16 protein-coding genes and 1 other annotated feature are annotated in these 13675 nt (G+C 51.7%); of the genes, 15 read left to right on the top strand and 1 reads right to left on the bottom strand.

What is annotated here, in order from left to right:
- Window positions 1-408: 408 nt before the first annotated feature.
- Window positions 409-1047: a YchE family NAAT transporter gene (locus tag BZJ17_RS05710; protein WP_077455429.1), complete on the top strand. Its 639-nt coding sequence runs from the start codon at window positions 409-411 to the stop codon at window positions 1045-1047.
- Between the two features lie 103 nt (window positions 1048-1150).
- The gene (locus BZJ17_RS05705) at window positions 1151-1999 is read left to right on the top strand and encodes an ion transporter (protein ID WP_077640076.1); all 849 of its coding nucleotides are present in this window, start codon (window positions 1151-1153) and stop codon (window positions 1997-1999) included.
- Window positions 2000-2140: 141 nt separating this feature from the next.
- On the opposite strand, the gene cysS is transcribed toward BZJ17_RS05705, so the two are convergent.
- A complete protein-coding gene (cysS, locus tag BZJ17_RS05700) occupies window positions 2141-3538 on the bottom strand; it encodes a cysteine--tRNA ligase (protein ID WP_077640075.1) in 1398 nt (465 codons plus the stop codon).
- A gap of 238 nt (window positions 3539-3776) precedes the next feature.
- On the opposite strand from cysS, the gene BZJ17_RS05695 reads away from it, so the two are divergent.
- From BZJ17_RS05695 to hisIE, 13 genes are all read left to right on the top strand, one after another.
- Entirely contained in the window at window positions 3777-4334 is a 558-nt protein-coding gene (locus tag BZJ17_RS05695) for a MarR family transcriptional regulator (RefSeq protein ID WP_077455431.1), read from the top strand.
- A gap of 91 nt (window positions 4335-4425) precedes the next feature.
- Window positions 4426-4923 (top strand): peptidylprolyl isomerase, encoded by a 498-nt coding sequence (locus BZJ17_RS05690; protein WP_069587326.1) that lies wholly within the window; start codon window positions 4426-4428, stop codon window positions 4921-4923.
- Window positions 4924-4988: 65 nt separating this feature from the next.
- Window positions 4989-5723 carry a UDP-2,3-diacylglucosamine diphosphatase gene (lpxH, locus tag BZJ17_RS05685; protein ID WP_077640074.1) on the top strand — a complete coding sequence of 245 codons (735 nt, stop codon included), beginning with the start codon at window positions 4989-4991 and terminating at the stop codon, window positions 5721-5723.
- 29 nt (window positions 5724-5752) lie between these two features.
- Window positions 5753-6229, top strand: a complete 477-nt coding sequence (locus BZJ17_RS05680; RefSeq protein ID WP_077640073.1) for a YchJ family metal-binding protein — start codon at window positions 5753-5755, stop codon at window positions 6227-6229.
- Window positions 6230-6310: 81 nt separating this feature from the next.
- Window positions 6311-6517 carry a hypothetical protein gene (locus BZJ17_RS05675; RefSeq protein WP_077640072.1) on the top strand — a complete coding sequence of 69 codons (207 nt, stop codon included), beginning with the start codon at window positions 6311-6313 and terminating at the stop codon, window positions 6515-6517.
- A 161-nt stretch (window positions 6518-6678) separates the two neighbouring features.
- Window positions 6679-6817, top strand: a sequence feature (His leader region).
- Between the two features lie 34 nt (window positions 6818-6851).
- Window positions 6852-7748: an ATP phosphoribosyltransferase gene (hisG, locus tag BZJ17_RS05670; protein ID WP_077640071.1), complete on the top strand. Its 897-nt coding sequence runs from the start codon at window positions 6852-6854 to the stop codon at window positions 7746-7748.
- A 6-nt stretch (window positions 7749-7754) separates the two neighbouring features.
- Complete coding sequence (hisD, locus tag BZJ17_RS05665) at window positions 7755-8978, top strand: histidinol dehydrogenase (protein ID WP_077640070.1); 1224 nt, start codon at window positions 7755-7757, stop codon at window positions 8976-8978.
- Between the two features lie 2 nt (window positions 8979-8980).
- A complete protein-coding gene (gene hisC, locus BZJ17_RS05660; RefSeq protein ID WP_108743785.1) occupies window positions 8981-10033 on the top strand; it encodes a histidinol-phosphate transaminase in 1053 nt (350 codons plus the stop codon).
- The gene (gene hisB / locus BZJ17_RS05655) at window positions 10030-11112 is read left to right on the top strand and encodes a bifunctional histidinol-phosphatase/imidazoleglycerol-phosphate dehydratase HisB (protein WP_241836766.1); all 1083 of its coding nucleotides are present in this window, start codon (window positions 10030-10032) and stop codon (window positions 11110-11112) included. The genes hisC and hisB overlap by 4 nt, the downstream gene beginning before the upstream one ends.
- Window positions 11112-11711 carry an imidazole glycerol phosphate synthase subunit HisH gene (gene hisH / locus BZJ17_RS05650; RefSeq protein WP_077480805.1) on the top strand — a complete coding sequence of 200 codons (600 nt, stop codon included), beginning with the start codon at window positions 11112-11114 and terminating at the stop codon, window positions 11709-11711. Before hisB ends, hisH begins: the two co-directional genes overlap by 1 nt.
- Window positions 11712-11717: 6 nt before the next feature.
- On the top strand, window positions 11718-12455 hold the full coding sequence (gene hisA / locus BZJ17_RS05645; protein ID WP_077640067.1) for a 1-(5-phosphoribosyl)-5-[(5-phosphoribosylamino)methylideneamino]imidazole-4-carboxamide isomerase: 738 nt from the start codon (window positions 11718-11720) through the stop codon (window positions 12453-12455).
- Window positions 12437-12913: a HisA/HisF-related TIM barrel protein gene (locus BZJ17_RS05640; RefSeq protein ID WP_077640066.1), complete on the top strand. Its 477-nt coding sequence runs from the start codon at window positions 12437-12439 to the stop codon at window positions 12911-12913. The genes hisA and BZJ17_RS05640 overlap by 19 nt, the downstream gene beginning before the upstream one ends.
- Window positions 12910-13533 carry a bifunctional phosphoribosyl-AMP cyclohydrolase/phosphoribosyl-ATP diphosphatase HisIE gene (gene hisIE, locus BZJ17_RS05635; protein WP_077460403.1) on the top strand — a complete coding sequence of 208 codons (624 nt, stop codon included), beginning with the start codon at window positions 12910-12912 and terminating at the stop codon, window positions 13531-13533. The genes BZJ17_RS05640 and hisIE overlap by 4 nt, the downstream gene beginning before the upstream one ends.
- Window positions 13534-13675: the final 142 nt, after the last annotated feature.

Here is a 13675-nt window from a genome sequence, read left to right as displayed (position 1 = left end):
TTGTTATCAAATCAATATCAATAATCTCTGCGTTTAATCCCCATTGTTACTGGGTTTATTATTTTTGTAGCACACTGAGTATGTGTCTAATTTTTTCACCAATGCAACATCTAATTTACATTACACCTCAGTGCCAAAGGCGGGTGTTGTATGAAATTTTCAACAAATAGCCGCTAAAGTTGTTATTTATGTCCACGTCACTCGACCCTCAGTATAGTTTGCTGAGAGAAAGTTGCGTGACAGTGGCCACCCACCTGTAGCACATCAACAAATCCGTTTAAAGAAACGCAATCAGTAAATGCATAAAATGCAAGCTCAAGCGGTTGGTTTTTGGGCTGAGCTCGCTATACTGACGCAACCATTAACCCGAGAGAAACTGGACTTCCTCACCGCATCACGAGAGTCGCCATGGCAGCCTTCGACCCCATGATCTTCGTACAGTTTTTTGTCGGGCTTTTTGCCGCTGTTAACCCCATTGGTATCATGCCCGTTTTTGTCACCTTGACCGCCCATCTCGATGAACAAGAACGCAATCGCACGGCCTATACTGCCGCGATCGCCGTCGCCGTCATCTTGATTGTTTCCTTGCTGGCCGGACAAATGTTGTTGGATTTGTTCAGTATTTCGCTGGACTCGTTCCGCGTGGCGGGAGGCATGCTATTGCTGAGTATTGCTTTTACCATGATGAACGGGAAGCTCGGCGAAGGTAAGCAAAACAAGCAAGAGCAGTCTGAGTCGATCAGTCGGGAACAAGTCGGTGTAGTGCCGCTGGCGATGCCTTTGCTGGCTGGCCCGGGCGCGATCAGCTCCACCATTGTTTACGGCTCTCAATACCCGGATACGTGGAGCACGCTGACACTGATTGCCACCTTAGTGATCTTTGCCGCCGGCATTTGGGGACTGTTCCGTGTGGGTCCTGCGGTAGTGCGCTTTCTCGGCCAAACGGGTATCAACGTCATTACTCGGATYATGGGCCTTATTCTAGGCTCGTTAGGCATTGAGTTTATTGCCTCAGGAATGCGGGCGTTGTTCCCCGGACTGAGCTAAATGTAATCCGAGCCACAGTTACGTATAACCGGCACGCAGCAAAGGTTGCAGTGCCGGTTTTTTTTCGGCCCAATATCACGGTCATTCATAGCGAGGACCTCTTATGGCCGACGCGCAAAACCGAGTACAACGCTATTTATATACCACCATTTTTGGCACTGACACACCGCATGGAAAAGCATTTGATATCGCGCTGATTGTACTGATCCTCGCCTCGATGGTGGTACTGATGCTGGAGTCGATTGCTAGCTTTCACGCTAAGTGGTCCAACTGGTTGTATTGGATTGAGTGGAGCTTTACCGGCATCTTTACCATTGAGTACATACTGCGCCTTTACTGCTCTCCTCGTCCCTCTGCTTACGCGCGTAGCTTTTATGGTGTCGTCGATTTACTTGCAATTTTGCCGACCTATATCGCGATTTTTGTTCCCGGCACCACCTATTTAATGGTCGTACGCCTGCTAAGGGTTTTACGTATCTTTCGGGTTCTGAGGTTGATGCGCTTTTTGGAAGACTCCAACATCTTACTCCGTTCGATGATGCTATCGTCGCGCAAGGTGATGATTTTCTTTTTCTCCGTGGCAATTCTAGTCACCGTGTTCGGCGCACTCATGTATGTGATTGAAGGGCCAGAAAACGGCTTTACCAGTATTCCCTATGCCATCTACTGGGCGATCGTCACCCTCACCACGGTCGGCTATGGTGATATTGTACCGCAAACCGATGTGGGTAAGGCCTTGGCGTCATTCACCATGTTGATGGGCTACTCGATCATTGCCGTGCCTACCGGGATAATCACCGCTGAGATTGGCCAGCAGATGTCACTGCATCGCAACTTAGTAAAATGTCCGAATTGTTCAAAAAGCGGTCATGAATCCGATGCGTCATTTTGTAAGCATTGCGGTAGTGAGCTGCCGGAAGCCGACAAACGCGTGGTGACACCCGGACTGTAACAGCTGCTTTGATTGGAATAGCACCGCCACTATCGCGAGTAAAACATGAGTGCCAATAAAAGCATGCGATTCGGATAAGAAAAAACGGAGCTTTGGGGCTCCGTTTTTTGGGTGAGTCGTCCGAGGGCGCTATGCTTTGGCTTACTTACGACGCCAAGTGGTGCCTTGAGGACCGTCTTCTAGCACAATGCCCATCGCGGTGAGCGCATCGCGCGCCGCATCGGCAGCCGCAAAGTCTTTGGCTTTACGGGCGTCATTACGTGTTTGAATGAGGGCTTCAATCTTTGCCACTTCATCGTCCGCGCCTGCATCGCCTTGCAAGAAGCTATCGGCATCTTGCTCGAGCAAACCAAGAACCGACGCCAATTTACGCATTTGCGCACCCAGTGCGGATGCCGCTGCCATATCATCGCCGCGTAAGCGATTGACCTCACGCGCCATATCAAAGAGCACGGAGTAGGCTTCTGGCGTATTGAAATCATCGTCCATCGCCGCTTCAAAGCGTGCCACGTACTCATCGCCACCGGCTGGTGTTGCCTCGTCGAGCCCTCGCAATGCAGTGTACAGACGCTCGAGCGCTGAACGGGCTTGATTGAGGTTTTCATCGCTGTAATTGAGCTGGCTGCGATAGTGACCGGACAGCAAGAAGTAGCGCACGGTTTCGGCATCGTAGTGCGCCAACACGTCGCGGATAGTAAAGAAGTTCCCCAAAGATTTGGACATCTTTTCACGGTCAACCATCACCATGCCACTGTGCATCCACGTATTCACATACTGGGTGTTGTGCGCGCAGCAAGACTGTGCAATTTCGTTCTCGTGGTGAGGGAACTGCAAGTCAGAGCCGCCACCGTGAATATCAAAGTGATCACCTAAAATCGCGGAGTTCATCGCCGAACACTCGATGTGCCAGCCCGGACGGCCGGCTCCCCATGGCGACTCCCAAGTTGGTTCGCCCGGCTTAGACATTTTCCATAACACAAAATCGAGAGGGCTACGCTTCGCCGCTTCCACATCAACACGGGCACCGGCCTGCAGTTGTTCAAGATCTTGCTTGGATAGCTTGCCGTAATCGTCAAATTTCGCGACTTCGAACATCACATCGCCATTGTCTGCAACGTAAGCAAAGCCTCGCTCAATCAACTTTTCGACTAGCGAGATAATTTCATCAATGTAGTCGGTGGCGCGCGGTTCGATATCGGGACGTGCCATGTTGAGCGCATCAAAGTCTTGATGCATTTCACTGATCAAACGCTCAGTCAGTGACTCACAGCTTTCGCCGTTTTCCGCCGCACGTTTGATAATTTTATCGTCGATGTCGGTAATATTGCGGACAAACGTTAAGTCATAACCACGATGGCGCAAATAACGTGAGATCATGTCAAACGCCACGAAAGTACGCCCATGACCGATATGACAAAGATCGTAAATGGTCACCCCACAGACATACATGCCGATTTTTCCCGGCGTGATGGGTTGAAAGATCTCTTTCTCTCGCGTCAATGAGTTGTATATCTTTAACGTGTTAGTTGGCGTCGACATAGTGGTTTTGGTTACTCGTTACGATAGTGACAAAATTAGAATGAATGGACTATTACACCTTTTATACCTGCTTGACGCAAGCACGACAGACACGCAACAGGCTGTCTTGCCCGAATTGTTGTCTACGATCTCACTCACATCTCGTTACTAAAAACTGTCATGAGAGGTTGAGCTCATGGATAAGATCGCTTAGCTTTTTGTAAAGAATCTTTACCGATAAATAAACCACGGTATTTTCATGACACGATCAACCAAGCAACACCAAGTCGCCACGCCATCCTCAGCCGAGTTCGGTTCGCCCGATAAAGTCGATATGATTTTGTCTCAGTGGCATCAAGAGCGCCCTGATATCGACCCCTCTCCAATGGCCATTACCGGGCGGTTGGCGCGCGTGGTAGGGCATATCAATCCGCGCCTTCAGCAGGTGTTCAATCAATTCAACTTAAACCCGGGGGAGTTTGATGTCCTCGCAACGCTGCGCCGTTCAGGCAAACCGCACACGCTTACCCCCAACCAGCTGCTGCAATCGCTGATGCTCACCTCAGGTGCAATGACCAATCGAATTGATCGCCTTGAGCAGAAAGGGTTGGTTGCACGCAGTCCAGATCCCAATGACCGCCGTGGTGTTTATGTTTCATTGACCGACGCTGGACTGCAATTGATTGATGATGCAGTGGTGGCGCACACCGATAACTTACACAAAATGTTGAGCCCGTTGAGTCAAGCACAACAAGACCAATTGTCCGGCCTTTTGAAGACCTTGCTGCATCATTTTGAACCAGAGAATATGGATTAATTCGGTTTGTATCACGGATCGAGCTTGATCAGAGACGTTGTTAGGCTAAAATCTTGGCTTCTTATAGCCAAGCCAATGACAGGATTACATCATGGTGACTCTTCATACCACGTTCGGTGACATCAAATTACGCATGTTTGCGGACGAAGCACCGGCTACGGTCGAGAACTTTTTACAATACTGCCGTGACGGCTTTTACAACGGAACCCTGTTCCACCGCGTGATTGACGGCTTTATGGTCCAAGGCGGTGGCATGGCCTCTGGCATGGAAGAAAAGCCAACCCGCGCACCGATTAAAAACGAAGCGGATAACGGCTTAAGCAACCGCACAGGTATGGTTGCGATGGCGCGCACGATGGAGCCGCACTCAGCAAGCTCGCAGTTTTTCATCAACGTTAATGACAACCTGTTCCTCGATCACAAAGCTAAAACGCCAGATGGCTGGGGCTACTGTGTATTCGCAGAAGTGGTTGATGGCATGGACGTCGTGAACAAAATTAAAGGCGTTGCCACCGGTAACTGGGGTTATGTCCACCAAGACGTGCCGGTTGAAGAAGTCTTGATCGATAGCGTGACTATCGAAGACTAAGCCGCACTCGTCAACAAGGGTAGCTCAGGCTACCCTTTCTTTTATTACCATCATAAAGCCAACGCATGCCACATACCCTCTTTATTGCCGATCTCCATTTAAGCCCAACGCGGCCTGATATTACCGACTGCTTTGAACGTTTTATGCAGCAGGAAGTGATACACGCCGACGCGCTCTATGTACTCGGGGACTTATTCGAAGCATGGATTGGTGATGATGATAACAGCCCGTTTCACCAACAAATTAAAGCGGCGTTTTCTGCGGTGACAGAGCGCGGCGTGCCGGTATATTTTATTCATGGCAATCGCGATTTTTTGATTGGTCAACGCTTTGCTATGGAAACTGGCGTAACCCTGTTAAACGAGCTTGAGTGCATCGATTTATATGGCATCCCTACCCTGATCTTACACGGGGATACCTTGTGTTTAGAGGATGTTGACTATCAAGCGTTTCGCCGCAAAGTCCACCAGCCTTGGTTGCAGCGACTCTTTTTGTGCTTGCCGCTAACATGGCGCCGTAAGATTGCGGCCAAAATGCGTGCAGGCAGTGCCAATGCCAACCAGCAAAAGTCATCCACCATCATGGATGTGACGCCGCAAGAAGTGCAGCGCCAGTTGGATAACGCGGGAGTGGTTAACATGATTCACGGCCACACCCATCGCCCTCATATTCATCAATGGCATCAACACGGCACCGCATACCAACGGATTGTGTTAGGCGACTGGTATGATCACGGTTCTGTCTTGATGTGTAGTGCCCAAGGGTGTGACTTACAAACCCGCAACTTTACCCATCGCTAAGCCATTCAGCCTATTGTGAAGAGAAAGCTATGCAAACTGACTTATGTCCTTGTTGCAGTCATAAAACCTATCAAGACTGTTGCGCCCCTATTCACCAAAACCCTGCCAATGCGTCTCATCCTGAGCAATTGATGCGCGCTCGTTATAGTGCACATCCCAAAGGCTTGGTGGATTTTATTGTTGCGACCTATCACAGTGAATGTGGCGCCAGCTCGTTTCGTGAAGACATTACCACCATGACCCAACATCAGTGGCAGTCTCTCGAGGTGCTCGATAGCGAGGTGTTGCAACAAGGTGCACTTGGCTTTGTGACCTTCAAAGCTCACTTTATTGCCGACGGTGAGCCCCAGTGCCTGTTCGAGCGCTCTCGTTTTGTCAAAGAAACGATCGATGGACAGCTTCAGTGGCGATATATCGATGGTGTCTTCCCCGGTCATGTCAAAGCGGGACGTAATGACCCCTGCCCGTGTGGCAGCGGACGCAAATTTAAAAAGTGTTGTGGCTAACCCACCCTAAACTGCTCAAAAAACAATCAAGTTTTGCGTTCTCTGGTCGATACTCTAATTAAGACGCTAGGAGGACGCACTATGAATTGGCTTGGCAACCTAAGTCCTGTGTACCGAAAGCCCTCTGCACCACCCACCAAAGTTTGGGCGATTAAGAAACAGGCCAGCATTGAAGAGCGCAAACAACGCCGCTTGGATGACCCATCGGATCATGATGCGTCACCACAAACTGAAAAAGAGAACGCGCCACGCAAAAAAGATGATGGTTCGCTGGATGTCTACGTATAGGCGCCACCGTTTGATTCGGCGTCACCGCTTACCGCTGTAGGCGGTGAAAAAATCTCCACATTGGGAGTTGCAATCTAAGCTCACTTTGATATTGTCGAAAAAGAAACGAGATTGACCAACGTAAATGGACATCAAAAAATGACTTCAACGCTAATGACAATGCATCACCACCATCATCCTGACTAGTCTTTCGGGAGGAATGGTTTCGACTGGAAGACGAGTAAGAAGCGCTTCCGTCGGTCATTAGCCAGCTAACAAATTCAGACCCTCGGGAGCACCGTCTTCCGAGGGTTTTTTCTTTTTTAGCTTTTCATTTTTAGACAAGGAAGCACACATGCAAACACAACGCCTACGTATCGCCATCCAAAAAAAGGGGCGCCTCGCCAAAGAATGCCAAGAGCTTCTTAAACGCTGCGGGGTCAAAATCAATTACACCGGTGAACGTTTAGTGGTCCACGCCGAAAACATGCCTCTCGATCTGCTGCTGGTCCGTGACGATGATATCCCGGGCCTTATCATGGACGGCGTGGTTGATTTAGGGGTAATTGGCGAAAACGAACTAGAGGAAGTACGCCTTGAGCGCATCAAGCTGGGCGAGCCTAGCCAATATCAACTGCTGCGCCGACTCGATTTCGGCGGCTGTCGTCTCTCCATCGCCCTCGATAAAGACCAAAGCTATAACGGTCCACAAGATCTGGCCAACCAACGCATCGCTACTACCTACCCCAACATCCTCAAAGCCTACATGGATAAACAAGGTGTGAGCTTTAGCACCTGTATGCTCAATGGCTCAGTCGAAGTCGCGCCGCGTGCAGGGCTCGCTGATGCGATTTGTGACCTCGTTTCAACCGGTGCCACCTTAGAAGCCAATGGCTTGAAAGAAGCGGAAGTCATTTTTCGCTCCAAAGCGGTATTGATTCAGCGCGAGGGCAGCTTCAGTGAGGAAAAAACCGCATTGATTGAACGCTTGCTCACTCGCATGCAAGGGGTCATCCAAGCCAAAGAGTCTAAATACATCATGCTCCACGCGCCCAGCGACACCCTAGAGCAAGTGGTCGAGCTACTTCCTGGCGCGGAAGATCCCACCATCTTGCCGTTGGCTCACGAGAAAAACCGTGTTGCTGTACACCTTGTGAGCACTGAGAATCTGTTCTGGGAAACCATGGAAAAATTAAAGCAGTTGGGCGCAAGCTCAATTTTGGTCCTGCCGATTGAAAAGATGATGGAGTAAGTCGCCATGCGTACAGTAGTCTGGAAATCACTCGGAGAGTCACAAAAAGAGGGCTTAATGCGCCGCCCTGCAATCACAACCGGCGCCCAAACCCAAGCGAGCGTCGCGGAGATTATCGCCGATGTCCGTGAGCGGGGAGATGAAAGCTTAAAAGCATTGACCCAAAAGTTTGATGGTGTCGAACTGGATAGCATCAAACTCGACAAAGGGACCTTGGCCGAGGCTGAAGCGCGCTTGGGAGAAGATATCAAACTCGCCTTACGCCAAGCCTACGATAACATCAGCACCTTTCACCGTGCGCAAAAAGCGCAGCCGTTGAAAGTCGAAACCATGCCAGGGGTGGTGTGTGAATCCATTACCCGYCCGATTAACCGCGTGGGGCTGTATATTCCCGGTGGCAGCGCGCCTTTGCCTTCTACCGTATTGATGTTGGGCGTACCCGCACAAATTGCCGGCTGTCGTAAAGTAGTGCTGTGTACCCCACCGCCGGTGGCCGATGAAATTTTATACTGTGCCAAACTGTGCGAGATTGATGAGATTTATACCCTTGGCGGCGCACAAGCGGTGGCGGCGATGGCCTTTGGCACCCAAAGCGTGACCAAGGTGGATAAAATTTTTGGCCCGGGTAATGCCTATGTCACCGAAGCCAAACGGCAAGTGAGCCTCGCCGCTAATGGTGCGGCCATGGATATGCCTGCTGGCCCCTCGGAAGTGTTAGTGATTGCTGATGCTGGCGCAGATCCGGACTTTGTTGCCGCTGATTTACTCAGCCAAGCGGAGCACGGCCCCGACTCGCAAGTGGTGCTGGTGACCCCCGCGCCAGAAATGGCAGAGAAAGTGGCGGATGCAGTGCAGCAGCAATTAACTACGCTCAACCGCGCTGAGATTGCCAAACAAGCGCTGGGCAGCAGTGTGATTATTATTGCCGACACCCTCACTCAGTGCGTGTCGATTTCTAACCGTTATGGGCCAGAGCACTTGATTGTGCAAACTCAACAGCCAAGGGATTTATTGCCCCTGTTGGATAACGCTGGCTCGATTTTCTTAGGCGCATACTCGCCCGAGTCAGTGGGCGATTACGCCTCTGGCACCAATCACGTGCTCCCCACTTATGGTTATACGGTGATGCGTATTGCCGAAGCAGAAGGCTTGGATGCACACCGCCAAGCGGTCGAAATTCGTCTGACTAAACTACAACAAACTCAAGCCTCAGAGGACCCGTTAGCATGAGCATCGAAAAACTCGCCCGTGAGCAAGTACAAGCGCTTACTCCCTATCAGTCAGCCCGCCGTATCGGCGGTAGCGGGGATGTCTGGCTCAATGCCAACGAATCACCTTTTGACAATGCTTACACCGTATGTGGACAAGGGCTCAATCGCTACTCCAGCTGCCAGCCGGCATCATTGATTAATGCCTATGCAGACTATGCCAGCGTAGCAACGAACCAAGTCATCACCACTCGTGGCGCCGATGAAGGGATTGATCTGTTGCTGCGTGCCTTTTGCGAGCCAAACCAAGATAGCGTGCTGATTTGCCCGCCTACCTATGGCATGTATGCGGTCAGTGCGGAAAACCAAGGGATCGCCACCACCCAAGTGCCTCTCACCGCGGACTGGCAGCTGGACATGGCAGGGATTGATACCGCCTTGGAGGCAGATGCCAGCATCAAGCTTATCTTCGTGTGTAGCCCCAATAATCCGACCGGCAATCTCATTAACCGCGACGACATAGAAGCGCTACTCACCCGCACTCAAGATCGCGCGATTGTGGTGTTGGATGAAGCCTATATTGAATTTAGTCCAGAAGCGACCTGCACCGACTTGCTCGCACGCTTTGATAATCTGGCCATTTTGCGCACCCTATCAAAAGCGTTCGCTCTGGCGGGACTGCGTTGCGGCTTTACCCTCGCCAGTCCCGCGATTATTAACCTGATGCTCAAGGTGATCCCGCCATACCCGGTGCCGGTCCCCGTAGCAGACATTGCCGAACAAGCACTCTCCGAGGCCGGTTTAGCGCGGATGAAATATCAAGTTTTAGACTTAACCGCCAACCGTGCCTACCTGCAAGCCGGTCTCAGTATGCTGCCCGGCGTTGAGGTGCATCCGGGCTTTGGTAATTATCTGCTCATCACGCTAGATGACGCTGACGCGGTGTTCGCACGTTTAGGGCGTGCCGGCATGATTGTGCGTCAGACCGCCGTTGCCAACAGCTTGCGCATCAGCATTGGTAACCGTGACGAATGTGAAAAAGTGCTGGCCTTTATCCGCCAGCAACTCAGTGAATAAGGACAACCACTGTGAAAGACAAGATTTTATTTATTGACCGTGATGGCACCTTAATTGTGGAGCCGCCTGAAGATTATCAAGTAGATCGTCTGGATAAATTGGCCTTTGAGCCGGACGTGATCCCTGCACTACTCAGCCTGCAAGCGGCGGGGTACACCTTGGTGATGGTGAGCAATCAAGATGGTCTGGGAACCGAGAGCTTCCCGCAAGCGGACTTTGATGCGCCACACAACATGATGATGGCCCTGTTTCGCTCACAAGGGATCCATTTTGAAGACGTACTGATTTGCCCGCACTTTGATAGCGATGACTGTAGCTGTCGCAAACCCAAACTAGGCTTGGTGAAAGACTATCTACAGCAAGGCCGAATTGATTTCGCCCAATCGGCGGTGATTGGCGATCGCGACACCGATATCACCTTAGCGAACAATATGGCGCTACAAGGCATCAAATATCAACGTGACGTGATGGGCTGGCCACAGATTGTCGAGCGTCTCACCCAGCAGCCGCGACTGGCCAGTGTCACTCGCACCACCAAAGAAACCGACATTCAGGTGGATGTAAACTTGGATAAGAGTGGTGGCAGCCACATTGAAACCGGACTGGGCTTTTTTGACCACATGTTAGATCAAATTGCCACCCACGGCGGTTTTCAGCTCAACGTTCGCGTTAAAGGCGATTTGCACATCGACGACCACCACACCATTGAAGATACCGCCCTCGCGTTGGGCGACGCGCTCAAACGGGCGCTGGGAGATAAGCGCGGCATTGGCCGTTTTGGCTTTAGCCTACCGATGGATGAATGCTTGGCGCAATGTGCGTTGGATTTATCCGGACGCCCCTATTTGAAATTTGAGGCCAGCTTTCCACAGCCACAAGTGGGCGATATGTCGACCGAAATGGTGGGACACTTCTTCCGCTCGTTGACCGACACCTTGGCCTGTACTCTGCACCTGACGGTGTCGGGCGAAAACACCCACCACTTGGTGGAAAGCTTATTTAAAGCCTTTGGCCGCACCTTGCGTCAAGCCATCAAGGTCGAAGGCGACGCCCTGCCAAGCAGTAAAGGAGTGCTGTAATGCGCAAACAGACTGTCATTATCGATACCGGCTGCGCCAATGTGGCCTCAGTGCGCTTTGCTGTTGAGCGTTTGGGGTATCAAGCCACACTAAGCCGCGATCCGGACGTGGTGCTAGGGGCAGATAAACTCTTTTTGCCCGGCGTCGGCACGGCCAGCGAAGCGATGAAAAACCTCACCGAGCGCGGCTTGGTAGATTTGGTTAAGCAAGTAGAGCAACCGCTGCTGGGAATATGTCTTGGTATGCAAATGTTGGGGACGCACTCCGATGAAGGCGATAGTCCCGTTGAGTGCCTCGGCCACATCCCCGCGCCGACCAAACTGATGGATACCGCTGGGCAGCCTCTGCCTCATATGGGTTGGAACCGAGTCGCCACCGTCAATGACCATCCCTTATTCGATGGCATTCCCGCAGGCAGCCACTTTTACTTTGTCCACAGTTACGCGATGCCGGTCGGTGATTACACCTTGGCACAATGTCATTATGGTCATGCGTTCAGTGCGGCCATTAATCAAGGCAATTACTTCGGGGTTCAGTTTCACCCCGAGCGTTCGGGCAAAGTGGGCGCGCGTTTGATTCAGAATTTTTTGGAGATGTAAGCAAGGATGATTATACCAGCACTCGACTTGATAGACGGCCAAGTGGTGCGCCTTTATCAAGGAGATTATCAGCAAAAAACCGACTACAGTTTTGACCCGCGTGAGCAGTTTGCACGTTACCATCAAGCGGGAGCAGATTGGTTGCACCTCGTGGATTTAACCGGTGCCAAAGACCCAACCGCGCGTCAGGTCGATTTAATCACCGAGATTTTGCAATCAACGCCTGCCAACATCCAAATTGGCGGTGGCGTGCGCACCGAAATGGACGTGATTGAGCTGCTAAACACCGGTGCGCAGCGCGTAGTGATCGGCTCCACCGCGGTTAAATCCCCCGATTTGGTTAAAGGCTGGATGCAAACCTACGGCCCTGACCGCATTGTATTGGCACTCGACATTCATATCGACAGCGACGGGACGCGACGCGTGGCGGTGTCCGGCTGGCAACAAGACTCCGGCGTCACCATTGAAGCGCTCCTCGACGATTATTTGTCCGTCGGGCTCAAGCATGTGCTGTGCACCGATATTTCCCGCGATGGCACCTTAAAAGGCAGCAATGTGGCGCTTTACCGCGACTTGTGTCAGCGCTATTCGAACATTGCGTTTCAATCATCAGGCGGCATTGGCAGTCTCGAAGACATTCGCGCCTTACGCAACACTGGCGTCGCAGGCGTGATCGTCGGCCGCGCTCTACTGGAAGGCAACTTTAGCGCAGAGGAGGCGATCGCATGCTGGCAAAACGGATAATTCCTTGTTTGGACGTCCGCGACGGACAAGTGGTTAAAGGCGTGCAATTTCGCAATCACGAAATCATCGGCGATATCGTCCCGCTCGCCAAACGCTACGCCGAAGAAGGTGCTGACGAGTTGGTGTTTTATGACATCACTCAGGCTACGCCTTGGCAAACCGCCGCGTGGGTCGAGGAAGTCCAACAGCGAGGCGCGGGCGAAATCGTACTCAATATGATGAACCGCGATGGCGTGCGCCAAGGCTATGACTCAACCCAACTCAACATGGTGAGAGAGCGCTGTCAGGTGCCTCTGATTGCCTCCGGTGGTGCCGGTGAAATATCCCATTTCGCCGACGCCTTTTTACAAGCGAATGTCGATGGCGCGCTGGCCGCTTCGGTGTTTCACAAGCAAATCATCGCGATAAGCGAATTAAAACAAGTATTAAAACAACAAGGGATCGAGGTAAGAGTATGACGGCAGCATGGGTAGAACGTATCGATTGGGAGAAAAACGCCGGCTTGGTGCCTGCGATTATCCAACACAGCGATAGCGGCCAAGTGTTAATGCTGGGCTACATGAATGCCGATGCACTGAACGCGACGCTCGAAACCGGTCGCGTCACCTTTTGGTCACGCAGTAAATCACGCCTTTGGGTAAAAGGCGAAAGCTCCGGCCATGTGTTGAGCCTTGAGCACATTGCACTCGATTGCGATCAAGACACCTTGTTGGTCACGGCAACGCCTCACGGGCCCACCTGTCACCTCGGCACGACCACCTGCTTTGACAGTGACAATAAACCGCCACACACCGGCCCCGGCTTTTTGTCGAGCCTAGAGCAAGTCCTTGCCAGCCGCAAAGACGCCGCGCCTGATGAATCTTACACCGCAAGCTTATTTGCCAAAGGCACCAAGCGTATCGCGCAAAAAGTGGGAGAAGAAGGGGTCGAAGTCGCCCTCGCTGCCACGGCAGGCGATAAGGCCGAGCTATTAAACGAAAGCGCCGACTTGCTTTATCACCTGTTGGTATTACTGCAAGACCAAGAGCTCAGCCTCCATCAAGTGACCGAAGTCCTCGCCTCTCGCCATCAAGGCTAACGCCCACGCGCGTGTTAACCTAAACATGGTCCCTCCAAAGCGCCGCCCACATTCGGCGCTTTGGATCCAGTGAATTTTGCCAATCCCACACCAGAACACCGTAGCAGATCGCCAAATCCTGCTCAGATCAGTTAAACTGCCT

The organism is Salinivibrio sp. IB574 (assembly GCF_001996205.1).
Classification (GTDB): Bacteria; Pseudomonadota; Gammaproteobacteria; order Enterobacterales; family Vibrionaceae; genus Salinivibrio; species Salinivibrio proteolyticus.
This window is presented reverse-complemented; position numbering and strand designations above follow the sequence as displayed.